Genomic DNA, 21,800 nt, shown 5'->3' on the forward strand with positions numbered 1-21,800 from the left:
ACCTCGGGCCGCGCGACCTTAATCGTGCGGCGGGTTCTCGATCACTTCTTCCTTGGCAGCCTCTCCCATGCCGTGCCTGAGCACCATGGGAAGCTGCGAAAAGGTGAAGACGAACGAGAGCACGGTAAAGCCCCAGAGCTTGGCCTGGAGCCAGGCGTCGAAGCTGACGGTGAAGACCAGCACGGTGTTCAGCACGGCGAGCAGGACGAAGAACCAGGCCCAATTGCGGGACAGCTTCATCCAGCCTTCCTCGTCCAGTCCCTCGAACGCGGACTGGAGAAGGTACTTGAGCATCGGCTTGCCGCGCATCAGCCCCACGAAGAGCACTACGGCGAACATTAGGTAGACCGCGGTCGGCTTGATCTGGATCCAGAAGGCATCGTGGAACACGACGGTCAGAGCGCCGAAGCCGACGATCAGCACGGTGGTCAGCCAGAGCATCGGCGAGATGTGGCCGAGGCGCCATTTGGAGACGCCCAGCGCGATCACGGTGGCGACCATGAAGGCGATCGTGCCCTTGATGACGGCGGAGACAGTGCCGATCGTATCGCCTTCGCCCGTAGGCGAGAAATGGCGGTAGGCGAGGAAGAACACCAGCAACGGGCCGAAATCGACGACGAGGTTGACCCATGAGCTTTTGGGCTTTTCTGCGCTTGTAGGGGGCGTGTTCATCAGGCGATCCCGGCGATGACGCGGGCCAGCAGGTCCGGGTTGAAGGGGCGCAGGTCGTCGATCTTCTCGCCCACGCCGATGGCGTGGATGGGCAGGCCGTACTGCTCGGCGGCCGCGACGAGAACGCCGCCGCGCGCGGTGCCGTCCAGCTTGGTCATGATCAGGCCGGAAACGCCCGCCACTTCCTTGAAGATCTCGATCTGCGACAACGCATTCTGGCCATTGGTGGCGTCGAGCACGAGGACCACGTCGTGCGGTGCCTCGGGATTGAGGCGGCCCAGCACGCGGCGGATCTTGGACAGTTCGTCCATCAGTTCGCGCTTGTTCTGAAGGCGTCCGGCGGTGTCGACGATCAGCGCGTCGATGCCTTGATCGGTCGCGGCCTTGACGGCATCGAACACGATCGAGGCCGGATCGCCGCCCTCGGGGCCCTTGATCAGGGGAATGCCCAGGCGATCCGCCCAGACTCCGAGCTGGCCGATCGCGGCGGCACGGAAGGTGTCGCCCGCCGCCAGCATGACCGAATAGTCCTGCTCCTGGAACAGATGCGCCAGCTTGGCGATGGTGGTGGTCTTGCCCGAGCCGTTGACGCCGATCACCAGGATCACCTGCGGTCGCGGGAAGGCCACGACATCGAGCGGCTTGGCGACAGGGCGCAGGATATCCGCGATCTCGCGGGCGACCACTTCCATGATCGCGCGCTCATCGGCGTCACGCTCGAACCGCTCGTCGGCCAGGCGGGCGCGGATGCGCGCGGCGGCGCGGGGGCCGAGGTCCGACATGATCAGCGCATCCTCGAGAGCATCGAGCTGCGCGTCGTCGAGCTTCGACTTGCCGACGATGCCGGACAGGTTCTCGCTCAGACGTTCCGACGTCTTGCGGAAGCCGCCGAACAGGCGCTCGGACCAGTCGCGCTCTGCCTGCTGGCCTTCGGTACTCATGATTCCAGTATTCCTTCGACTACCCTTGCGGGCGTAACGCGGATCAGCGTGCCGGGCTGCACATCGGCGGGCAGGCCTACCGGCGCGAAGTTTTCCGCATGGCCTTTCGCGCCTCTTTCGGCAAGCACCGATAGCGGTTTGCCGACGAGGCCCGCCAGCCAGTTCGCCCTGATTTTGGCGATCTTCGCACGCAGGTCGGCGGCGCGCGCCTTGATCGTGGCGGCATCGACTTGCGGCATCCGCGCCGCCGGGGTTCCGGGGCGCTGCGAATAGGGAAAGACGTGGCCGTGGACGACCTGCAATTCCTCGACGATGGAGAGATTGGCGGCATGCGCCTCCTCGTCCTCGGTGGGAAAGCCGGCGATCAGGTCCGCGCCGATGGCAATCTCCGGCCGGCGTGCGCGCAGGGCGCTCACCAGGCTCACGGCATCGGCGCGGCTGTGGCGGCGCTTCATGCGCTTGAGGATCAGGTCGTGCCCGTGCTGGAGCGAAAGATGGACATGCGGCATGACCCGCGCTTCCCCCGCGAGCAGTTCGAACAGCGCCTCGTCCACTTCGGCGCCGTCGATCGAGGACAGGCGCAGGCGCGGCAGAGTGGGGAACCGGGCGAGGATCGCTTCGCACAGCGCGCCGAGGCGAACGGGGGCCGGACCGGACGCGCCATCGAGGTCGCTGCCCCAGGAGGTGAGGTCCACCCCGGTCAGCACGATCTCGTTCACGCCTGCATCGCGGTGAACCGCTACGTCATGCAGTACCTCGGAGATGGATCGCGAGCGGCTGGGCCCGCGTCCCTGCGGGATGACGCAGAAGGTGCAGGCATGGTCGCAGCCGTTCTGCACTTGCACGAAGCCGCGCGTATAGGCGTGGCGCCTGAGAGGACCAGCTACCGGGGCAGGGGCGGGCGCCACGTTCCAGGCGCGGGGGTCGAGCTTGGCGGTATTGGGCACCAGCCCGTCCACCTCGGGCATGGCGGCCAGCATCGCGCGTTCGACCTCGGCGGCGCAGCCGGTGACGATCAGGCGGGCATCCGGCCGCTCCTTGCGGGCGCGCCGGATGGCCTGCCGCGTCTGGCGCACGGCTTCGGCCGTCACCGCGCAGGAGTTGACGACCACCAGATCCCCATCGGTTTCCGACACGCCGCGCAGCAGGCCGCGCAGCGTTTCGCTTTCCGAGATATTGAGGCGGCAGCCGAGCGAATGGACTTCGACGGTCAATCTGTAATCCCGTAGTCCGCCGCTGCGAAGGAGCCCCGGAAAGACTCGGTAGCCGGGCCGGTCATGACGATCTCGTCGTCGGCACGCCATTCGATGGAAAGCGGCCCGCCGGGCAGGGTGACGGTGACCTTGCGATCCACCAACCCGCGCTTCATCGCGCCGATGGCGGTTGCGCAGGCCCCGGTGCCGCAGGCCCGGGTGAGCCCGGCGCCGCGTTCCCAGACGCGCAGGGTGATGGCATCGCGAGCGGTCGCGGCAGCGACGTTCACGTTGATCCGCTCCGGGAACAGCGGGTCGTTCTCGATCAGCGGACCGAGGCGCGCCATGTCGATCGCGTAGGGATCGTCCACGAAGAAGATGACATGCGGATTGCCGACGTTCACCGCGATGGGATTGACCAGCTCTTCCCAGGCCACCGGCATCCTGTGGGTGTCCATGGGATAACCGAGCGGGATGGCCTCCCAGTCGAAGCGGGGCTTGCCCATTTCGACGCTGATCCCCGTGTCGGTCGGCGTGGTGGAAACCATGCCCCCCAGGGTTTCGATCAGGGCGGGCCGGCCGTGGAGCAGGCCGATAGCGCGGGTGGCATTGCCGCAGGCTTCCACTTCGCTGCCGTCACCATTGAAGATGCGCATCCGGAAGTCGCCGCGATCGGACGGGGCAAGCACGATCAACTGGTCGCAGCCGATGCCGGTATGACGGTCGGCCAGGGCCGCCGCCAACGCCGCGTCCACGACCGGCAGCGCGCCGGAGCGCCCATCGAGAACGATGAAATCGTTGCCCAGGCCATGCATCTTGGTGAAATCGATCCGCATGGCGGCGATTTATGCGTTACGCCGCGCCAGGTCCAGCGAAAGCCGCGCGAACGTTCGCTCAGGCGAGGCGGAACTGCGGATCCTGCGAGGCCGGAGCCGAAAGCGCCTGTTCTTCGCGCCGCCGCGCCTCGATCTGGCTGCGCAGGATTGCCAGGTCGTTCACGGTTTCCGGGGCGGCCACGATGGCGACACCCGGAAGCCACTCCGCCAGTTGCTCCGCAGGACGCGGGCGACCGTAGAGATATCCCTGGCCCTTGATCGGCCCATATTGCCGGAGATGCGAGAGAACTTCGTCGTTCTCGATTCCCTCGGCGGTCACCGGCAGGTCGAGCCCCTGGCCGAGCAGGGCTATGGCATGGACGATCGCGGCGCTGTCCTTGTTGCCAGCAAGGTTGGTCACGAAACTGCGGTCGATCTTGATGCGGTCGAACGGCAGGCTGCGCAGCATGGCGAGCGAACTGAAGCCGGTGCCGAAATCGTCCAGGCAGACCTTGATTCCCTGGTTCTTCAGGCTGTCTATCAGCGAGCGGACTTGCGCGATGTTCTGGTGCAGGCAGGATTCGGTGATCTCGATCTCCAGCCGTTGAGGTGGGAAGGCGGCTTCGAGCAGAAGCTTCAGCAGCTTCTGCGCAAACCAGGGATCACGCATCTGGACCGGCGAGATGTTGACCGAGAGCGTCAGCCGCGCATCCCATTCCAGCGCATCCTGAAGAGCGCGGGCGATGAGCCCCTCGGACAGTTCGGCGATGGCACCGATCTCTTCGGCGACGGGTATGAAGATGTCGGGCGCGACCACGCCGAAACGCGGTGAATTCCAGCGCGCCAGCATTTCGAAACCGGTGAGTTCGCCTGTCTGGAGATCGACCTGCCGCTCGTAGAAGGGCACGAATTCGCCCATGGCGATGCCCTGGCGGATGCCGCTTTCCAGATCGTTGCGGAAGCGCATCTCGTCCGCCATCGGCGTTTCGAACCAGTAGAAGCTGTTCCGGCCCTGTCGCTTGGCATGGTACATGGCGATGTCGGCCATTTCCAGCAGGGCATCGGCATTCCGGCGTTCTGGGGCATCGTCCGAATGCGCCACGCCGGAAAAGGCGACATCCGAACGCGCCAGCCCGATCGAAGCGGTGACGTCTGCCCCCGCGAAGTTTTGCGCGGCACTCTGGCCGATGGCTTCCACGAGAGACGCGGCGATGCGATCGACCCGTTCCTCGCGATCCCGGTCGAATTCCAGCGCGACCGAGAACTCGTCACCGCCGATGCGGCTGATCAGGGCACCGTGGGGAAGGCAGCCGGAAATACGCCGGGCGCATTCCTGAAGCAGGCGATCGCCGGTGTCGTGACCGTTGCGGTCGTTTACTTGCTTGAAGTTGTCGAGGTCGATCATCGCCAGAACGACCTTCCGATCGCGCAGCGCGGCCTGCCGGACCATGTCTTCCACGGCGCGGTGGAAGCTGCGGCGATTGAGGAAGCCGGTCAGCGGATCGGTTTCCGCGAGGTGGCGGGCGTGCTGCTCTGCGGCCTTGCGCTGCCGGATTTCGGCGCAGAGTTCGCGATAGCGACTCCATCCGAAGATGATGATGGCGATGTTGAGGACGAAGGCGTTGACCAGAAAGCGGTCGGGGCCGGGTCCCTGTCCGGCCAGCGATCTGACGACGGCAGGGCCGATCGCCGCGCCGGTGGCAACGAAGAGCAGGATCGCGGCGGTGACGATGCCGAGTGCGACGATATCGACCTGGCGGTCCCCGTCTTCGAACGTCCGGCTTTGCTCAGCCCCAGCCTTGATCACCCCACGTCCCCCCGCTCGATCCCCGGGAGGTTTCTTAGGGCACTGGACTGAAATATTGGTTAAATCGGACAAGCGGCCCGCGCGCCCTCGGCAGAGATACCGGGGCGCGCGGGCCGGTGCCGCATTTTAAATGGGCGCTTACATCTTCAGGCCGATTTCGCGCAGGCGCTCCTGGAGGTAGTCGTCGGCGGTGATGCTGACGGGGTAACGGTCCGGGTTTTCATCGGTGATGCACTGTTCCAGCGTCTTGAACGGGAAGTCGCTGCGCAAGTGCAGGAAGAACGGCATCGAATAGCGGCTGTGCGCGGCGCGGTCGCCCTCGGGGTTGCGGACGCGATGCGTGGTGGAGGGCAGGACGTGGTTGGTTAGGCGCTGGAGCATGTCGCCGATATTGACCACCACGGCGCCTTCGGGCGGGGCGATCGACAGCCACTCGCCATTCTTGCCGAGCAGTTCGAGACCGGCTTCCTGCGCGCCGAGAAGCAGGGTGATGAGGTTGATATCCTCATGCGCGCCGGCCCGGATGGCTCCGCCGGCACCCTGGCTCACCGGCGGATAGTGGAGCAGGCGCAGCACCGAATTACCGTCTTCGATGGCGGGGTCGAACCAGCGCGCATCGACGCCGAGATAGACGGCGATGGCGGAGAGGATTTCGGCGCCCGCCTTGTCGAACTGCGCATAGAGTTCGGTGAAGGTTTCCCGGAAGCCCTCGATCTCATCGGGCCAGACGTTCGGCGGCATCGAGGCGGCAAGCGGCGAGCCGGCGGGCAGATCGCGGCCGATGTGCCAGAATTCCTTGAGATCCTTTTCCGTCGCACCCTTGGCCACTTCGGTGCGGAACGGCGTATAGCCGCGCGCGCCGCCTTGTCCGGCGATGAAGTAGGCGCGCTTCACGTCGTCGGGCAGGGCGAAGAACTGCTCGGTCAGCGCCCAGGCGCGATCGATCAGGGCCTGGTCGATGCCGTGATCGCGCACCATGGCGAATCCGAAGGTGCGGAAGCTTTCGCCGATGCGCTGGGAAAACTCGGCGCGATCGTCTTCGAGGCTGAGGACGGGAATCTGGGCAAGGTTCATCATGGTCTTCCAAAAGAATCGGGGGCAAAACAGGATCAGGCCAGGATCGGGACACGGTTTCCCGCACTCCGCCAGGGCGCCGAATCGCCGCTGTTGTTTCCACCGATTGAATCGTTATGCCGCCCCCATAGAAGTTTATTGCCGCAACGCGAAATCGAAAGGCACCCGATGGCAAAGCGCTACTGGCTGATGAAGTCCGAACCCGATGCCTATGGCTGGAACGATCTGGAGGCCGAAGGCGAGGGCACCTGGGACGGCGTGCGCAACCATCGCGCCGCGAACAACCTGCGGGCGATGCAGGTGGGGGATGAGGCCTTCTTCTATCATTCCAACATCGGCAAGGAGATCGTGGGCATCGTCACGATCAGCCAGTCCGGCCTGACGGACCCATCGGATCCGGAGGGAAAATGGGCCGCGGTGAAGGTGAAGCCCGTGCGCAAGGTGGCGCGTCCGGTATCGCTCAAGCAGATGAAGGCCGATCCCCGGCTCGCCGAGATGGAGATGCTTAAGTTGTCCCGTCTGTCGGTTGCGGAAGTGACGCCGGAAGACTGGGATTACATCCTCACCCTGGCGGATCGCTGAGTTCGTCGCTGGCGTAGAACGTTTCGGCGCAGGCGGGTGCAACTTCCTGAGCCTCGGTTCGGTTTCTTCAACGTGTAGACGGCCAAATGAGCCGAAACCGAAAAGGAGTATCGATCATGGGTGAACTCAAGGACACCATCAAGGGCCTCGGCAACGAAATCGCCGGCAATGCCAAGCAGGCCATCGGCAAGGCCCGCAACGATCCGGCCCAGCAGGCTGAGGGCAAGGCCCAGGAAACGAAGGGCGAAGTCCAGCAGGGCGTCGGCAAGGTCAAGGGCGCGCTCGGCGACCGGGTCTGACCTTCGATCCGGCGTGATGTCGGAGCAGAAAAGGGTCGCCTTCGGGCGGCCTTTTTTGTGGCAGGTCCGCAGCACGATCCTGGGACATATGTCCCGCTTCGGGATGATCCGTTTGGATGAGTGGCGTAAGGTAAACAAAGCGTTACGCTGGTCCTCATGTGGAGCATGTCCAGAAGCCCAGGCGTTCTCATCCGTGAACAGGCCGGTCATCCGTACCGGCGCTCCTTGGCCCGATCACGCGACAGCCGTGCCCGGCAACGCGTGGTTGCCGGCTGGGTAATGAGCGGCGCGGATTGGCGCAGCTTCCTCTCGACTTACTGCGCGGTTCTGGCGGCGGTCTTCGCCTTCATCGCTTGAGGCTGGAGCGTCAGGGGCGCTTCGCGGCCCGCTCGGCACGATAGAGCAGCAGGCCGAGCCAGGCGGAGGCCACGCAGCATATCGCCACGATCATGAGCTGGGTCACCACGGCCAGCCCGAGCAGGGACATGAGCCCCGTGGCCATGGCACCGACCACCATGGCGCCGGAATTGACGATATTGTTGGCCGCGATGGTGCGTGCGGTCTGGGACTTGTCCACGAAAGTGGTCAGGAACGCGTAGAGCGGCACCACGAACATGCCGCCGCAAACCGCGATGCCCAAAAGGGTCAGCAGGAGCGGCAAGGCCAGCGGCTGGATGACGAAGGTCGCCACGTTCATCAGCTTTTCCGGCCCTCCGTGCGGAGGCCAGATCGCGCAGACCTGCTGGAAGGCCAGCAGGAACAGCCCCATGCCGATCACCGAAAGCGGCGACCAGCGCGCCGAGACCGAGCCCTTGAGCAGGGCATTGATGGCGACGGACCCGATGGCCACACCGACCGAGAAGATCACCAGGAACAGGCTCGCCACTTCCTTGCTGGCGTGGAGCATGTTCTTGGCCAGCGGCGGGAAGTGCACGAACAGCACGGTGCCGATCGCCCAGAAGAAGCTGATCGAGCAGATCGCCAGATAGACGCGGCGGTCCTGCATGGTGGTGCGGACCAGGTTTATCGAAGAGCGGATGACGTGGTAGTCGATGGGCTCCAGCTTGCCCAGCGGCGGCGCGGAAGGGACTTGCCTCCCCGCAAGGTAGCCGATCGCCGCGATCACGACGACCATCACGGCCGCCGTATCGACGCTGATCCATCCCGCGACGATCGTCCCGGCCAGCACCGCGATGTAAGTGCCGGCCTCGACCAGGCCGGTGCCGGACAGAACTTCGTTGTCCTTCAGGTGCTGCGGCAGGATGGCGTACTTGATCGGGCCGAAGAAGGTGGAGTGGACGCCCATCGCGAAGAGCGCCAGCAGCATCAGCGGGATAGCCACCAGATGCAGCGCGATGCCCTGCCATGCCAGCGCAAGACCGGTGCCGCCCACCACCATGATGATGATTTCGCAGAACTTCACGATGCGGATGATCCGAGACTTGTCCCGCATGTCCGCCATCTGCCCGGCCAGCGCCGAAAGCAGGAAGAAGGGGATCACGAAAATCCCCGAGGCCAGCGCGCTGAACCGCGCTTCGGCGGTTTCCGAGTTGTAGACGCCGTAGACGACGAACAGCACCATGGCGTTCTTGAACAGGTTGTCGTTGAACGCGCCAAGCAACTGGGTGACGAACAGGGGCAGGAAACGCCTGGCCCGGATGAGTTGAGTCGTCGTGGTCATGTCGGAAAAATTCGGCGGCCTCGCTTCATCATAGCGGCGACACTTAATGCGGTAGGGCGAGGGCACAAGCCCCGTAAGGCGTTTTTTGCCGGGCCGCTGGGCGGGCGGTAGGGCATGAAATGGTTTGGCAACAAACGTTCCAGCCATCGCTGGACCGCTTTCGCTCAGTTCTCACACCGTTCTCACAAGGCAATTCTCAAACGCGAGAATCGAGGCTATGGGCTAGGGAACATGCTGACCTTGCCGAATATCCTCACGCTCTCGCGGATCGTCGCGCTTCCCCTCCTGGCCTTCCTGCTGTGGTGGCCACGATGGGAATTCGGCTACGGCTTGGCCTTCGGCCTCTACTGCCTGATGGGCATAACAGACTATTTCGACGGCTACCTCGCCCGGTCCAGTGGGACGGTGTCGAAACTGGGCGTTTTTCTGGACCCCATCGCCGACAAGATCATGGTCGCCACGGTGATCCTGGTGCTGACGGCACAAGGCATCCTGACCGGACCTTTCGTGGGCGACATGCATGTCATCGCCGGGCTGATCATTCTCGTGCGAGAGATCGCGGTTTCGGGACTGCGTGAATTTCTTGGCGGATTGCAAGTGTCGGTCCCCGTCAGCCGCCTGGCCAAGTGGAAGACGACCTTTCAGCTGATCTCGCTGGGCGCGCTCGTGCTTGGCGCGGCGATGCCCTGGTGGAACATCGAACTGGGCGCTCTGGAAGTGAACGTTCCCCATACGGTTGGCCTCACCACGCTATGGGCTGCGGCAGCGCTCACGCTGATCACTGGCTGGGACTATTTGCGAGTCGGCCTCAAGCATATGGACTGATCGCGAGGCCCAGCGCCCAGCGCAGTCGTCCGATTTGCAAATTTCGCGGCCAGGCTTGAACTTGTTGCGTTTGGCACAAGCCTGATCGCCGGGCACGGCGAGCGCGAGTTTGGGGGGCTTCATTCAAGGACATTCCCATCACCGCCTCCCGCGCCTCTTCCACTACCCCGGCCCAACAGCCTTCATCGCCCGACGAGCCGCCTCGCGCGCGTGCTTTCGGCCGATCGCTGGTGTTCGCGCTGGCCGCTTCCGCCGGCCTGACCGTGGCGAACATCTATTATGGCCAGCCGATGCTGGGCCTGATGGAACGCGAGATATCGGGCACCGCGATCACTTACGTGCCTACCGCGACCCAGCTCGGCTATGCGGCGGGCCTGTTCCTGCTGGTGCCGCTGGGCGATCTGCTGGAACGCAAGCGACTGATCGTTAGCCAGTGTATCGCACTTTCCCTGGCCCTGGCCCTTGTAGCGCTGGCGCCTACCGGAGCCACGGTGCTGGCAGCCTCGCTGCTGGTCGGCCTGCTTGCCTCGGTTGCGCAGCAGATCGTGCCCCTCGCAGCCAATCTCGCACCTGAAGAGAAGCGGGGCGCCGTGGTCGGCACGGTCATGGCGGGGTTGCTCTGCGGTATTCTGCTCAGTCGTACCCTGGCGGGCTTCGTCGGCGGCGCGTTCGGCTGGCGGGCGATGTTCTGGCTCGCCGTGCCGCTGGCCCTGCTGACGGCCGCGCTCATGGCCTGGCAGCTGCCGCGCAGTCGTCCCCAGTCGGGAGGCCTCGGCTACCTCGGGTTGATGGCATCCCTGGGCGATCTGTGGCGCGAGTTTCCGGCCTTGCGGCTGGCCACGTTCACCCAATGCACCCAGTTCGGCGTGTTCAGCGTGTTCTGGACGATCCTCGCACTGCATTTGCAGGAACCGCGTTTCGGGTTGGGTTCCGAGGTGGCAGGGCTGTTCGGTGTCCTCGGCGCCGCGGGCGTGCTGGCGGCGCCGATCGCGGGCCGCATTGCCGACCGGCGCGGGCCGCATCCGGTGATCGTCGCCGCCAGCGCCCTTACCCTGGTTTCCTGGCTGGTCTTCGGTTTCTGGACCTCGATCGTCGGGCTGATCGTGGGCGTGCTGCTGCTCGACTTCGCGATCCAGGCAAGCCAGATTTCCAACCAGAGCATCATCTACGCCCTGCGACCCGAAGCCCGCTCGCGGATCAACACCGTCTACATGGCATCGATGTTCTTCGCCGGTTCGGCCAGTTCCGGAGCGGCTACGGTGGCCTGGCACAACTGGGGCTGGACCGGGGTGGTCGTGCTGGGCACCGCGATCGCAGCGCTGGGACTGGGGCTGCAGACGCTGCGGGTGAAGACGTAAACGGAAGTCCTGGGGGATGATCCCCCAGACCCTCGGAATGTCAGCGCTGCGCGCCGCCTATGCGTAGCGCGCTCACCGATTTTCCTGTTCTACCCTGCCCGCAGCTCATCGGCGAGCAGCCGGAATTCGTCCCCGCGAGGCGAGTTCTTGCGCCAGACCAGCGCGATTTCACGGTTAGCGTTAGGCGAGAGCAGGGGGCGGGCGACGACGTTGGTGCCGTTCAGGATGCCCGCGTCGATAGCCATTTCCGGCAGCATGGTCAGGCCCAGGCCATTGTCCACCATCTGCACCAGAGTATGCAGCGAAGTGCCGATCATTGTGGCCGAGGCGCGCAGTTCGGGGCGATTGCAGGCGGCCAGCGCGTGGTCCTTCAGGCAATGCCCGTCTTCCAGCAGCAGCAGGCGATGTTCGTCGATGACGTCCGGACCGACCTCGGCGGGTGGATTGCGCGGGTCGTCGTTGGGGAAGGCCACGAAGAAGGCGTCTAGTTCGATCGTCTCCTTCTCGATTTCCCCGGTGGCATAAGGAAGCGCCAGCAGGACGCAGTCGGCCCGGCCGTGGTGGAGCGATTCGATGGCGGCCTGGCTTGGCTCCTCACGCAGGAACAGCTTGAGATTTGGCCGTTCGCGCCTCAGCCGGGGGAGCATGCGCGGCAGCAGGAACGGCGCGATCGTGGGGATCACGCTCATGCGCACTTCGCCGGAGAGCGGCTTGCCGCTGGACTGCACGAGATCCGACAGCTCCTCCGTCTCGCGCAGGATGCGATGGGCCTTGGCGACGACGGCATTGCCGAGCGGGGTAAACCGCACCGCGCGCTTGGTACGCTCGACGAGTGTCACCCCGAGCAGCGCCTCCAGGTCGCGCAGGCCCGCCGAAAGGGTGGATTGCGAAACGAAGCAGGCATCGGCGGCACGGCCGAAATGCCCGTGTTCGTGCAAGGCGACAAGGTACTGGAGCTGCTTGAGCGTGGGCTGGTATACGGTCACGCGCCGGCTATCGCACGAACCCTGGCCGTTCGCCAAGCATTTGCTTTTGCTGAGCGGGGGCGAAGAGGAGGCCGAGTGCACGTCGTCCCGGACTTGATCCGGGACCGCTGGCTGTGTCTCACCTAACTCTCAGTAGGGCGCCCTGACGCAAGGTAGCGCCTAAAGACCTGCCAGCGGTCCCGGATCAAGTCCGGGACGACGGCTTCCTCAACTTTTCAAGGCGTCCTGAGCGGCCTTATTCCTCGGTTGCCGCCTCGTCGGAAGCCTCGGCGGTTTCCTCGACCACCTCGTCCTCGACGCGCGTCATCTTGAGTTTGCCGTTCTCCACGGCGAAGGCGAGCTTGCCTTCGACCAGGGCGAGGGCGTCGCACCCGAACACTTCGTAGCGCCAGCCTTCGAGGATCGGCAGCTTCTTGCGCACGCCGGCAGCCAGCAGTTCAAGATCCTCGCTGCGGGCAAGCAGGCGGGCCGCCACGTCGATCTCGCGCGCGCGAATCTTCAGCAGCAGCTTGAGGAGATCGGCCACCAGCGAGCCTTCCTTGCCGAGCGGCGCGCCCTTGGGCGTGCGCGGCGGAAGTTCGTCTTCGGACATGGGCTGGGCCTTGGCGATGGTGTTCATCAGGCGCTTGCCGATATCGTTGTCCTTCCAGCCCTGCGAAAGACCGCGAACCTTGGCGAGGTCGGCCTGCTGCTTGGGCGGGTGGCTGGCGATATCCGCCAGGGTTTCGTCACGGGCGATGCGGCCGCGCGGGATGTTCTTGCCCTGGGCCTCGTACTCGCGCCATTCGGCGATGGCCTTGAGGCGCCCGAGCATCGCCGGGTTGCGGCCGGCTGCCTTGATTCGCTTCCAGGCCTGGGCCGGATCGTTGCGATAGTGCTCCGGATCGGCGAGCTTCTCCATCTCCTGATCGAGCCATTCGCCGCGCCCGGTCTTGATCAGGCGCTTCAGCATCTTGGGGAAGATCTTGGAGAGGTGGGTGACGTCACCGATGGCATATTCGATCTGCCGCTCGGTCAGCGGACGGCGCGACCAGTCGGTAAAGCGCGCGCCCTTGTCGATGGTGAGGCCCATCCACGATTCGACGAGGTTGGAATAGCCGATCTGCTCGGACTGGCTGATCGCCATCATCGCGATCTGGGTGTCGAAGATCGGGTGCGGCGTGCGCCCCGTGGCGTTGTAGATGATCTCCACGTCCTGGCCGCCGGCGTGGAAGACTTTCAGCACGTCCTCGTTGTCGGTGAGCAGGTCGAGCAGCGGGGTCATGTCGAGCCCCTCTGCCATCGGGTCGATCGCGGCCGCTTCCTCGGTATTGGCGATCTGCACCAGGCAGAGTTCGGGCCAATAGGTGTTCTCGCGCATGAATTCGGTGTCGACCGCCACGAAATCGGATTTCGCAAGGCGTTCGCACAGCGCGGCGAGGTCGTCGGTCTTCGTTATCAGCGGGTGGATTTTCATTTCGACCGTCGCGGTAACGCGAAGCGGGCGGCGGATCAATGTTTCCCGCTCGTCATATTCTCCGACAAATGACGAATCTGCCTATTTGCGGCGCAGACTGCCCAGGATCCGGCCCAAAAGGCTCGGCGCGGAAGCCGTTTCCAGTTCGGCGATGCTCTCGGCCGTGATCAGGCGGTGGCGAAGCTGGGAGCCGGTGACGTGGATGCCGGGCGGGGGAAGGTGCCAGGCCTGCGGGCCTTGGTCGGCTCCAGTTTCCTCGCCGCCAGCTTCCTCACCACCGGCTTCAGAACTCTGCGTGTCGTCCATGCGATCCATTGGCGAAACCCGTTTCGTCGCAGAGCTTAAGGCGCAATGGTTTATTTCAGGTTAGCGCGGGTTCGGATTTCATAGAGTCTTACACGGAGGCGCGATGATTTGAGGTCAGGCATCGAGGCCGGGCGAGGGGCCGCGGGCTTTCACGTCTCCGGGCGAAACCCTTTCTCTTCTGGAAATCGCCGCGCCACTCGACTAGGGGCCTCGGCTTGCAACTCAATTCCGATCAGAAGAAGCGCGAGCCCGCCATGACTCATCTCTATCGCTCCCACACCTGCGGCGCCCTGACCGCTGCCGAGGTCGGCCAGACCGTTCGCCTCTCGGGCTGGGTGCATCGCAAGCGCGATCACGGCGGCGTCCTCTTCGTCGACCTGCGCGACCACTACGGCATGACCCAGGTCGTCGCCGACACCGACAGCGCGGCACTGGAACTGCTCGATTCGCTGCGCGTCGAATCGGTGGTGACGATCGAGGGCGTGGTGAAGGCCCGCACCGAATCGACGGTGAACGCCAACCTCGCCACCGGCGCGATCGAGGTCTACGCCCGCTCCGCCAAGGTGATCAGCCGCGCCGAGGAGCTGCCGATGCCGGTGGCGGGCGAGCAGGAATATCCCGAGGATATCCGCCTGCGCTATCGCTTCCTCGACCTGCGCCGCGACACGCTGCACGCCAACATCGTCAAGCGCACGAAGATCATCTCGGACATGCGCCGCAAGATGGAAGGCATCGGCTTCACCGAATATTCGACGCCGATCCTCACCGCTTCCAGCCCGGAAGGCGCGCGCGACTTCCTGGTGCCGAGCCGCATCCATCCCGGCAAGTTCTACGCGCTGCCGCAGGCGCCGCAGCAGTACAAGCAGCTGCTGATGGTCGCCGGTTTCGACCGTTACTTCCAGATCGCGCCCTGCTTCCGCGACGAAGATCCGCGCGCAGACCGCCTGCCGGGCGAGTTCTACCAGCTCGACCTCGAAATGAGCTTCGTGACGCAGGAAGAAGTCTGGGAAACCATGGAGCCCGTGCTCCAGAGCGTCTTCGCAGACTTCGCCGAAGGCAAGCCGGTGACGCCTGCCGGTGAATTCCGCCGCATTCCGCACGCCCAGTCGATGCTGGACTACGGATCGGACAAGCCGGACCTGCGCAACCCGCTGATCATCAAGGACGTGACCGAGCACTTCGTCGAATCGGGCTTCGGCATCTTCGCCGGCATCGTCGCGAATGGCGGCACGATCCGCGCCATCCCGGCTCCGGGCGCAGGCGCCGGCAGCCGCAAGTTCTTCGACGAGATGAACGTCTGGGCGCGCGGCGAGGGCTACTCCGGCCTCGGCTACATCAACATCAAGGACGGCGTCCCCGGCGGCCCGATCGCCAAGAACCATGGCGAGGAAAAGACCGCTGCGCTGATCGCAGCGCTGGGTCTCGGCCCGAACGACGGCGTGTTCTTCGCCGCCGGCAAGGAAGAGCAGGCTGCCAAGCTGGCCGGTCTCGCCCGCATCCGCACCGGCGAGCAGCTCGACCTGATCGACAAGGACCGCTTCGAGCTGTGCTGGATCGTCGATTTCCCGTTCTTCGAATGGGACGAGGACAACAAGAAGGTCGATTTCGCGCACAACCCGTTCTCGATGCCGCAGGGCGGCATGGAAGCGCTGGAAGGCCAGGACCCGCTGACGATCAAGGCGTTCCAGTACGACCTCGTCTGCAACGGCTACGAGATCGCCTCGGGCTCGATCCGCAACCAGAGCCCCGAACTGATGGTCAAGGCCTTCGAGATGGTGGGCCTGACCAAGCAGGACGTGGAAGATCGCTTCGGCGGTCTCTACCGCGCCTTCCAGTACGGCGCCCCGCCGCACGGCGGCATGGCGGCTGGTGTGGACCGCATCGTCATGCTCCTCTGCGGTGCGCAGAACCTTCGCGAGATCACGCTGTTCCCGATGAACCAGCGCGCGGAAGACCTGCTGATGGGCGCGCCGAGCCCGGCTGAATCCAAGCAGCTGCGCGAACTGCACATGCGTGTGGTTGAACCGCAGAAGAACTGAGTTCGTTTTTTCCGCCGGGCGGCGGGCCTCGGCTCCGCTGCCCAACCTCCACGATCCGAAAACACCCTGACCCGGCAACAAACTGGAAACGGGGGCGGGTCGTGGGTAAATCGGGCCATGGCGCTTTGGCGTCGTGATCCTATCTTGTGTGCGAGGCTTGCCAGCGCGGCCCCCAATCATTAGGGCGGCAGGCGAGATTCAGCACCTCGCGAATTTTTGAAGGGGTTTATTCAATGAGCGATACCGCCGATCGGGTTAAGAAGATCGTCGTCGAACACCTGGGCGTCGAAGCCGACAAGGTGACGGAAGAAGCAAGCTTCATCGACGATCTGGGCGCTGACTCGCTTGACATCGTCGAGCTGGTCATGGCGTTCGAAGAAGAATTCGGCGTCGAAATCCCTGACGATGCTGCCGAGAAGATCAGCACCGTTTCGGATGCCATCAAGTACATCGAAGAGAACAAGGGCTGAGCCCCGCTCTTCGGCTACTCTCGCATTTTTCGGCCTTGGGCCGGGTTGCGGGCGGCTGTGATCCCGGTTCATAACCGGATTGAACTCGACAGGCTCGACCTCTAAGGGGGCGGGCCTGTTGCCGTTTCTGCGGGCTGGTTCGCGCCAGCCGCAGGTTCGGCCAAATTGCTTTTTCGGAGAGCATGAATGCGTCGTGTTGTCGTCACTGGACTTGGTCTTGTCACCCCGCTCGGGGCCGACGTCGAGACCGCCTGGGCCAACATCCTTGCGAGCAAGAGCGGGGCAGGCCCGATCACCCGCTTCGATGCCTCGGACCAGAAGTGCCAGATCGCCTGCGAAGTGAAGCCGGCCGACCACGAGTATGGCTTCGATCCCAACAAGCGTGTCGATCACAAGGTCCAGCGCCAGGTCGATCCCTTCATCGTCTACGGCATCGACGCCGCGGGCCAGGCGCTGGAAGACGCCGGGCTGACCGACATGAGCGAGGAAGACAAGCTCATGGCCGGCTGCTCGATCGGTTCGGGCATCGGCGGGTTGCCGGGCATCGAAAGCGAATCGCTGGTGCTGGCCGAAAAGGGCCCAAGCCGCGTCTCGCCGCACTTCGTGCATGGACGCCTCATCAACCTGATCTCGGGTCAGGTTTCGATCAAGTACGGCCTCAAGGGCCCGAACCACGCAGTGGTCACCGCCTGCTCGACCGGCGCCCACTCGATCGGCGATGCCGCGCGCATGATCAAGGACGGCGATGCCGACATCATGCTGGCGGGCGGCGCCGAATCGACCGTCTGCCCGATCGGCATTGCCGGCTTCGCACAGGCCCGCGCGCTCAACAGCAGCTTCAACGACCGTCCCGAACAGGCCAGCCGTCCCTACGACAAGGATCGTGACGGTTTCGTCATGGGCGAGGGCGCCGGCGTTCTCGTGCTGGAAGAGTACGAACACGCCAAGGCGCGCGGCGCGAAGATCTACTGCGAAGTGATCGGCTACGGCCTGTCGGGCGATGCCTTCCACGTCACTGCCCCGGAGCCTACTGGCGACGGTGCCTATCGCTCGATGCAGATGGCGCTGAAGAAGGCCGGTATGACCCCGGCCGACATCGACTACATCAACGCCCACGGCACTTCGACCATGGCCGACACCATCGAACTCGGCGCCGTGCGCCGCCTGTTCGGCGATGCCATCGGCAGCGTTTCGATGAGTTCGACCAAGTCGGCCATCGGCCATCTTCTGGGCGGTGCCGGTGCGGTCGAATCGATCTTCTGCATCCTGGCGCTGCGCGACCAGATCGTTCCGCCGACGCTCAACCTCGACAATCCGGACGAGGGTTGCGAGGGCGTCGACCTGGTGCCGCATGTCGCCAAGAAGCGCGAAGTGCGCGCCGTTCTGAACAACTCGTTCGGCTTCGGCGGCACCAACGCCAGCCTGGTGATGCGCAAGATCGACTGATCGAGAAGGACTGAGGGGCGATGATGTCGCGGCGCAACTGGATACTCGTCGCGGCCATCGGCCTTGCGGCTGTCATCGCCCTGTGGTCCTTCGTGGGCGGCTGGTACGGTTCAGGCCCCCTGAAGGAAGACCGCCACTTTTTGGTGCCTGCCGGCGCCAGCCTCTCTGCGGTTGCGGAGCGGCTGGAGAAGCAGGGCGTCGTGCGCAGCGCGCAGGGCTTCACGCTGCGCGCGCGCGTGTTCGGCGGTGGGGGCGCGATCAAGGCGGGTGAGTTCGCCATTCCCGCCCACGCCAGCGCCTCGCGCGTGCTTGCGATCCTTTCCAGTGACGACATGGTGCGCCGCTTCGTGATGGTGCCGGAAGGTATGCCGTCGATCATGGTCTACGAGCGTCTCAAGGCGCAGGAACATCTGAGCGGCGAAGTCTCGACGCCGGACGAGGGGTCCGTCCTTCCCGACAGCTACGCCTACGAGAACGGCGAGCCGCGTGCCGCCATCCTGCGGCGCATGCAGGCTGCCATGACCCAGACGCTCAAGGAGCTATGGGAAAAGCGCGCGCCGGGCATCGCCGTCAAGACTCCCGAGCAGGCGCTCATCCTCGCCTCGATCGTGGAGAAGGAAACCGGGAAGCCGTCCGAACGGCGCATGGTGGCCGGGCTCTATTCGAACCGCGTGCGGATCGGCATGCCGCTCCAGGCCGATCCGACGATCATCTATCCGATCACCAAGGGCAAACCGCTCGGGCGGCGGATTCGTCAGTCCGAAATCCGCGCGGTCAACGATTACAACACCTATACGATGAGCGGCCTTCCCAAGCACCCGATTACCAATCCAGGACGCGACTCGATCGCAGCCGTGCTCAACCCGGCGAAGACGGACGCGCTCTACATGGTGGCGGACGGTACGGGCGGCCATGTCTTCGCCGCGACCCTGGCCGAGCACAACGAGAACGTGAAGAAGTGGTTCGCCATCCGACGTGAGCGCGGCGAAATCTGAGGCGGCTTGCTATTGAAGCGTACCGTCTTTCCGCTTGCGCCAGGCATATATCGTCGAGGCAAGCGCGATTCCGGCGATCAACAAGGGGAATAGCGCTGCCGAGGGGCCTTTCGCCCCCAGCAGGTCGAAGCCCAGGAAAGTCCAGCCGAACTGGATCACGACTGCTGTGAAGGACAGGGCGAACAGCGCCCAGGCCCATCCTCGCCGCATCAGCAGCACGATCGCGCCGATGGTGCCGCTGGTCACGGCGACGGCGTAGGCGGCCCAGGCCCAGCCCGGCATCTCACGAAATGCCTGAGCCTGCACCGGATCCTGCCGTGCAACTTCGTCGAGATTGGCCGTGGCCTGCATCAGGTAGGCAGCATCACCCACGAGGTTCCACAGGAGGATCAGGACGGCGATGATACGGAACTTTCGCATGCCCGCTTCCTTTCGCATGACGGTGCGATCTTTTCCCGATTTTTGCCTCGGCGTCATCGACCTGGCAAGCGACCGAGCGGGCAGGGCACTGGAAATGAAGGAGCGGATGGATGAATCGTGAGGGTGAGTTCCTGTCGCCCGTCCGCAAGCAGGGCGCTCCACTGCTGGTGACGGCGGAACTGCCGGGCGATGTGCTGGAGTGGGCGGACAGCCTTCGCCGCGCGCACTATCCGCCGGAACGAAACCATCTGCGCGCCCATGTCACCCTGTTCCATGCGCTCCCGCCGCGCGTGGAGGCGGAACTGCTTCAGATTCTCGGCGAACTCGCGCGGCGGAGGCCGCCTCAGGCGCGGATCGCGGGGTTGATGAAGCTGGACAACGGCACGGCGATCGCGCTCGAATCGCCGGGCATGGTCGAGCTTCACGGCGAGATAGCCGAGCGGATGCACGGCTTGCTGACCGATCAGGACAGTCGTCCGCTGCGTCTTCATATAACCGTCCAGAACAAGGTCGAACGGGCTGCTGCACTGGCCTTGCAGGCCGAACTCGGGCCTCGGCTCAACCCCGTCGGCTTCAGTTTCCGGGGTTTCGGCCTGCACGCCTGGGAGGACGGATTGTGGCGACCGCTCCGCTCGATATCTTTTCGCGGCTGAACGCATTTTTGGGTGTTGACCGATGCCGACCTTACCCCTAGAGGACGCGACCTGCCCGGCAGCGATGTAGGGCACCGGATCGAGCCGCTCAAGCAGCGGCCCTGGTTTGGCGGAGTAGCTCAGCTGGTTAGAGCAGCGGAATCATAATCCGCGTGTCGGGGGTTCGAGTCCCTCCTCCGCTACCACACCCCCTTTTCAGAGACAGTCCAGCTTTGTCCGTAGACGTCTCGGGGCATCTTTTTTCAAAATAATTTCAAGCGTTTAAGGCGTCCGTCACGGCACGCAAACGTCCGCTCACGTCCATGTGGGACCGCCCACGTCGATTTGAATTGGGGGTGGAATTGGGGGTATTTTCGGCCGGCACCCCCAACAGGCGATACCCCCACATGGCCCTCAAGGAACTCGAAGTCAAATACGCGGCGATCCGGAGCCGCGCATACAAGCTGACGGACGGCGGCGGATTGCACCTGCTTGTCCAGCCGAACGGCTCGAAGCTGTGGCGAATGAAGTACCGATTCGCCGGCAAGGAAAAGCTGCTGAGCTTCGGGAAATATCCCGACGTTCCGCTCGCGGCTGCGCGGACCAAGCGCGACGAGGCGAGGGCCTGCCTTGCAGAAGGCCGAGATCCAGGGGTCGTTCTGGCAGAGGAGCAGGACGTTGCGGAGCGCACATTCGAAAAGGTGGCCCGCGCCTGGCACGCCAATCGCGTGGAAGGATTGAATGCTGCTCACGCGAGGCGGGTGATTAGCCGAATGGAGAGCGATGTCTTTCCTGCGATAGGCCACCGACCTCTCACCGAAATATCGGTCACCGAGATTTTAGCCATGATCCGAAAAATCGAGGCGAGGGGGGCTCTCGATATCAGCCGGCGCGCCAACCAATGCGTGAGTCAGGTCTATCGGTTTGCGATCGCCAACGGATGGGCGCGCGAGAACCCTACCGTCCATTTGCTTGGTGCCCTCAAGCCCCGGCCTCGCGTCAAGCACATGGCTCGTGTCCCGCTACAGGAAGTGCCGGACTTGGTTCGTGCCATCGCGAGCTATGACGGTGAAGATGGAAGCCGAAGGCGTGATCGAACCCGCGACGCCATGATGTTCACCCTGCTTACCTGGGCTCGAACAGGGGAGGTTCGCTTTGCGGTCTGGGGCGAGATCGAGAACCTGGATGGAAAGCAACCTGCATGGAGGGTGCCGGCGGAGCGCATGAAGAAGAAGCGTGAGCACCTCGTGCCATTATCGTCTCAGGCCGTCCTCATCCTCAAGCGTCGGATGGAGCTGACAAAGGTGAAGCCCGGAGGGTTCATCTTCCCTGGAGATCGCGAGGAAACCGCAATGTCGGAGAACACCATGCTCTACGGCTGCTACCGGATGGGATATCGGAGCCGGCAGACAATCCACGGTTTTCGAGCCCTGGCTTCGACATGGGCAAACGAATCGCAAAGCTATCGATCGGACTGGATCGAGTTGGCTCTGGCGCACGTGGAGGATGATACCGTCCGTGCGGCCTACAACAGCGCGCAGCATTTCGCTCAAAGGGCAGGGATGCTTCAGGATTGGGGCGATTATGTCGATGCTTGCGGTTCGCCCGAGAAGGATTGCGCGACCTCTTCCGGCGTGGACCGGAATGACATTTCCGACGTCCATGAACGGCGGTTGGGTGGCGTAGATCGACGAGGCAATTTGCGGCTCGTCCAGCAGAGCGTGGAAACCGGAGACAACATCATCAAATTTCCGGGACGTTCTCGTTGCGGCGAGAATTGAGCTGTCCACGCGGAACGCTCAT

The 21,800-nt window shown here is 64.2% G+C and carries 22 protein-coding genes and 1 tRNA gene; 12 read left to right on the forward strand and 11 right to left on the reverse strand.

Annotated elements, in window-relative coordinates; genetic code table 11:
* Nucleotides 1-18: 18 nt before the first annotated feature.
* The 6 genes from ACI3K3_RS05610 to ACI3K3_RS05635 all read right to left on the reverse strand — a co-directional run bounded on the left by ACI3K3_RS05610 (nucleotide 19) and on the right by ACI3K3_RS05635 (nucleotide 6,502).
* Nucleotides 19-672: an inner membrane-spanning protein YciB gene (locus ACI3K3_RS05610; RefSeq protein WP_313434197.1), complete on the reverse strand. Its 654-nt coding sequence runs from the start codon at nucleotides 670-672 to the stop codon at nucleotides 19-21.
* The gene (gene ftsY / locus ACI3K3_RS05615) at nucleotides 672-1,613 is read right to left on the reverse strand and encodes a signal recognition particle-docking protein FtsY (protein ID WP_404912624.1); all 942 of its coding nucleotides are present in this window, start codon (nucleotides 1,611-1,613) and stop codon (nucleotides 672-674) included. Before ftsY ends, ACI3K3_RS05610 begins: the two co-directional genes overlap by 1 nt.
* On the reverse strand, nucleotides 1,610-2,827 hold the full coding sequence (locus ACI3K3_RS05620) for a MiaB/RimO family radical SAM methylthiotransferase (protein WP_404912625.1): 1,218 nt from the start codon (nucleotides 2,825-2,827) through the stop codon (nucleotides 1,610-1,612). The genes ftsY and ACI3K3_RS05620 overlap by 4 nt, the downstream gene beginning before the upstream one ends.
* Nucleotides 2,824-3,642: a diaminopimelate epimerase gene (gene dapF, locus ACI3K3_RS05625; RefSeq protein ID WP_404912626.1), complete on the reverse strand. Its 819-nt coding sequence runs from the start codon at nucleotides 3,640-3,642 to the stop codon at nucleotides 2,824-2,826. Before dapF ends, ACI3K3_RS05620 begins: the two co-directional genes overlap by 4 nt.
* A 58-nt stretch (nucleotides 3,643-3,700) precedes the next feature.
* On the reverse strand, nucleotides 3,701-5,428 hold the full coding sequence (locus ACI3K3_RS05630) for a putative bifunctional diguanylate cyclase/phosphodiesterase (RefSeq protein ID WP_404912627.1): 1,728 nt from the start codon (nucleotides 5,426-5,428) through the stop codon (nucleotides 3,701-3,703).
* A gap of 138 nt (nucleotides 5,429-5,566) precedes the next feature.
* The gene (locus ACI3K3_RS05635; protein ID WP_404912628.1) at nucleotides 5,567-6,502 is read right to left on the reverse strand and encodes an isopenicillin N synthase family dioxygenase; all 936 of its coding nucleotides are present in this window, start codon (nucleotides 6,500-6,502) and stop codon (nucleotides 5,567-5,569) included.
* Between the two features lie 168 nt (nucleotides 6,503-6,670).
* On the opposite strand from ACI3K3_RS05635, the gene ACI3K3_RS05640 reads away from it, so the two are divergent.
* The 3 genes from ACI3K3_RS05640 (at nucleotide 6,671) to ACI3K3_RS05650 (ending at nucleotide 7,740) form a co-directional block, all read left to right on the forward strand.
* Complete coding sequence (locus ACI3K3_RS05640; protein WP_404912629.1) at nucleotides 6,671-7,084, forward strand: EVE domain-containing protein; 414 nt, start codon at nucleotides 6,671-6,673, stop codon at nucleotides 7,082-7,084.
* 116 nt (nucleotides 7,085-7,200) lie between these two features.
* The gene (locus tag ACI3K3_RS05645; protein WP_404912630.1) at nucleotides 7,201-7,383 is read left to right on the forward strand and encodes a CsbD family protein; all 183 of its coding nucleotides are present in this window, start codon (nucleotides 7,201-7,203) and stop codon (nucleotides 7,381-7,383) included.
* 165 nt (nucleotides 7,384-7,548) lie between these two features.
* Complete coding sequence (locus ACI3K3_RS05650) at nucleotides 7,549-7,740, forward strand: hypothetical protein (protein ID WP_404912631.1); 192 nt, start codon at nucleotides 7,549-7,551, stop codon at nucleotides 7,738-7,740.
* A gap of 10 nt (nucleotides 7,741-7,750) precedes the next feature.
* Here the strand turns inward: ACI3K3_RS05650 and ACI3K3_RS05655 are convergent, their stop codons facing one another.
* Entirely contained in the window at nucleotides 7,751-9,064 is a 1,314-nt protein-coding gene (locus ACI3K3_RS05655) for an MFS transporter (RefSeq protein WP_404912632.1), read from the reverse strand.
* Between the two features lie 231 nt (nucleotides 9,065-9,295).
* Here ACI3K3_RS05655 and pgsA point away from each other — a divergent pair, with 231 nt between their 5' ends.
* Both pgsA and ACI3K3_RS05665 read left to right on the forward strand, forming a co-directional pair.
* Nucleotides 9,296-9,889, forward strand: a complete 594-nt coding sequence (gene pgsA / locus ACI3K3_RS05660; RefSeq protein WP_404912633.1) for a CDP-diacylglycerol--glycerol-3-phosphate 3-phosphatidyltransferase — start codon at nucleotides 9,296-9,298, stop codon at nucleotides 9,887-9,889.
* A 230-nt stretch (nucleotides 9,890-10,119) separates the two neighbouring features.
* Nucleotides 10,120-11,247, forward strand: a complete 1,128-nt coding sequence (locus ACI3K3_RS05665) for an MFS transporter (RefSeq protein WP_404912634.1) — start codon at nucleotides 10,120-10,122, stop codon at nucleotides 11,245-11,247.
* A gap of 89 nt (nucleotides 11,248-11,336) precedes the next feature.
* Here the strand turns inward: ACI3K3_RS05665 and ACI3K3_RS05670 are convergent, their stop codons facing one another.
* The 3 genes from ACI3K3_RS05670 to ACI3K3_RS05680 all read right to left on the reverse strand — a co-directional run bounded on the left by ACI3K3_RS05670 (nucleotide 11,337) and on the right by ACI3K3_RS05680 (nucleotide 13,995).
* A complete protein-coding gene (locus tag ACI3K3_RS05670; RefSeq protein ID WP_313434179.1) occupies nucleotides 11,337-12,233 on the reverse strand; it encodes a hydrogen peroxide-inducible genes activator in 897 nt (298 codons plus the stop codon).
* Between the two features lie 235 nt (nucleotides 12,234-12,468).
* Nucleotides 12,469-13,689 (reverse strand): ribonuclease D, encoded by a 1,221-nt coding sequence (gene rnd, locus ACI3K3_RS05675; RefSeq protein ID WP_404912635.1) that lies wholly within the window; start codon nucleotides 13,687-13,689, stop codon nucleotides 12,469-12,471.
* A gap of 81 nt (nucleotides 13,690-13,770) precedes the next feature.
* Nucleotides 13,771-13,995 (reverse strand): hypothetical protein, encoded by a 225-nt coding sequence (locus ACI3K3_RS05680; protein ID WP_404912636.1) that lies wholly within the window; start codon nucleotides 13,993-13,995, stop codon nucleotides 13,771-13,773.
* 254 nt (nucleotides 13,996-14,249) lie between these two features.
* On the opposite strand from ACI3K3_RS05680, the gene aspS reads away from it, so the two are divergent.
* The 4 genes from aspS to mltG all read left to right on the forward strand — a co-directional run bounded on the left by aspS (nucleotide 14,250) and on the right by mltG (nucleotide 18,945).
* On the forward strand, nucleotides 14,250-16,034 hold the full coding sequence (gene aspS / locus ACI3K3_RS05685) for an aspartate--tRNA ligase (protein ID WP_404912699.1): 1,785 nt from the start codon (nucleotides 14,250-14,252) through the stop codon (nucleotides 16,032-16,034).
* A gap of 233 nt (nucleotides 16,035-16,267) precedes the next feature.
* The gene (locus ACI3K3_RS05690) at nucleotides 16,268-16,504 is read left to right on the forward strand and encodes an acyl carrier protein (RefSeq protein ID WP_007013838.1); all 237 of its coding nucleotides are present in this window, start codon (nucleotides 16,268-16,270) and stop codon (nucleotides 16,502-16,504) included.
* A 186-nt stretch (nucleotides 16,505-16,690) separates the two neighbouring features.
* On the forward strand, nucleotides 16,691-17,950 hold the full coding sequence (gene fabF / locus ACI3K3_RS05695; protein ID WP_404912637.1) for a beta-ketoacyl-ACP synthase II: 1,260 nt from the start codon (nucleotides 16,691-16,693) through the stop codon (nucleotides 17,948-17,950).
* Nucleotides 17,951-17,970: 20 nt separating this feature from the next.
* Complete coding sequence (gene mltG / locus ACI3K3_RS05700) at nucleotides 17,971-18,945, forward strand: endolytic transglycosylase MltG (RefSeq protein ID WP_404912638.1); 975 nt, start codon at nucleotides 17,971-17,973, stop codon at nucleotides 18,943-18,945.
* A 9-nt stretch (nucleotides 18,946-18,954) separates the two neighbouring features.
* On the opposite strand, the gene ACI3K3_RS05705 is transcribed toward mltG, so the two are convergent.
* Nucleotides 18,955-19,365 (reverse strand): sugar transporter, encoded by a 411-nt coding sequence (locus ACI3K3_RS05705; RefSeq protein WP_404912639.1) that lies wholly within the window; start codon nucleotides 19,363-19,365, stop codon nucleotides 18,955-18,957.
* Nucleotides 19,366-19,475: 110 nt separating this feature from the next.
* Between ACI3K3_RS05705 and ACI3K3_RS05710 the strand changes: the two genes are divergently transcribed.
* From ACI3K3_RS05710 to ACI3K3_RS05720, 3 genes are all read left to right on the forward strand, one after another.
* Nucleotides 19,476-20,018, forward strand: coding sequence for a 2'-5' RNA ligase family protein (locus tag ACI3K3_RS05710; RefSeq protein ID WP_404912640.1), 543 nt, complete (start codon nucleotides 19,476-19,478; stop codon nucleotides 20,016-20,018).
* A 108-nt stretch (nucleotides 20,019-20,126) separates the two neighbouring features.
* Nucleotides 20,127-20,203: transfer RNA gene (locus tag ACI3K3_RS05715), tRNA-Met, on the forward strand.
* 201 nt (nucleotides 20,204-20,404) lie between these two features.
* Nucleotides 20,405-21,778 (forward strand): tyrosine-type recombinase/integrase, encoded by a 1,374-nt coding sequence (locus tag ACI3K3_RS05720; RefSeq protein ID WP_404912641.1) that lies wholly within the window; start codon nucleotides 20,405-20,407, stop codon nucleotides 21,776-21,778.
* The last annotated feature ends 22 nt before the right edge of the window (nucleotides 21,779-21,800 follow it).

The sequence above is a fragment of the Novosphingobium sp. ZW T3_23 genome, assembly GCF_044987305.1.
Lineage (GTDB): Bacteria > Pseudomonadota > Alphaproteobacteria > Sphingomonadales > Sphingomonadaceae > Novosphingobium.

Coding starts and splice junctions, on each gene's coding strand:
- ACI3K3_RS05610 (WP_313434197.1), bottom strand. CDS start 672: ATGAACACGCCCCCTACAAGCGCAGAAAAGCCCAAAAGCTCATGGGTC.
- ftsY (WP_404912624.1), bottom strand. CDS start 1,613: ATGAGTACCGAAGGCCAGCAGGCAGAGCGCGACTGGTCCGAGCGCCTG.
- dapF (WP_404912626.1), bottom strand. CDS start 3,642: ATGCGGATCGATTTCACCAAGATGCATGGCCTGGGCAACGATTTCATC.
- ACI3K3_RS05635 (WP_404912628.1), bottom strand. CDS start 6,502: ATGAACCTTGCCCAGATTCCCGTCCTCAGCCTCGAAGACGATCGCGCC.
- ACI3K3_RS05640 (WP_404912629.1), top strand. CDS start 6,671: ATGGCAAAGCGCTACTGGCTGATGAAGTCCGAACCCGATGCCTATGGC.
- ACI3K3_RS05645 (WP_404912630.1), top strand. CDS start 7,201: ATGGGTGAACTCAAGGACACCATCAAGGGCCTCGGCAACGAAATCGCC.
- ACI3K3_RS05650 (WP_404912631.1), top strand. CDS start 7,549: ATGTCCAGAAGCCCAGGCGTTCTCATCCGTGAACAGGCCGGTCATCCG.
- ACI3K3_RS05655 (WP_404912632.1), bottom strand. CDS start 9,064: ATGACCACGACGACTCAACTCATCCGGGCCAGGCGTTTCCTGCCCCTG.
- pgsA (WP_404912633.1), top strand. CDS start 9,296: ATGCTGACCTTGCCGAATATCCTCACGCTCTCGCGGATCGTCGCGCTT.
- rnd (WP_404912635.1), bottom strand. CDS start 13,689: ATGAAAATCCACCCGCTGATAACGAAGACCGACGACCTCGCCGCGCTG.
- ACI3K3_RS05680 (WP_404912636.1), bottom strand. CDS start 13,995: ATGGACGACACGCAGAGTTCTGAAGCCGGTGGTGAGGAAGCTGGCGGC.
- aspS (WP_404912699.1), top strand. CDS start 14,250: ATGACTCATCTCTATCGCTCCCACACCTGCGGCGCCCTGACCGCTGCC.
- ACI3K3_RS05690 (WP_007013838.1), top strand. CDS start 16,268: ATGAGCGATACCGCCGATCGGGTTAAGAAGATCGTCGTCGAACACCTG.
- fabF (WP_404912637.1), top strand. CDS start 16,691: ATGCGTCGTGTTGTCGTCACTGGACTTGGTCTTGTCACCCCGCTCGGG.
- mltG (WP_404912638.1), top strand. CDS start 17,971: ATGATGTCGCGGCGCAACTGGATACTCGTCGCGGCCATCGGCCTTGCG.
- ACI3K3_RS05705 (WP_404912639.1), bottom strand. CDS start 19,365: ATGCGAAAGTTCCGTATCATCGCCGTCCTGATCCTCCTGTGGAACCTC.
- ACI3K3_RS05710 (WP_404912640.1), top strand. CDS start 19,476: ATGAATCGTGAGGGTGAGTTCCTGTCGCCCGTCCGCAAGCAGGGCGCT.
- ACI3K3_RS05720 (WP_404912641.1), top strand. CDS start 20,405: ATGGCCCTCAAGGAACTCGAAGTCAAATACGCGGCGATCCGGAGCCGC.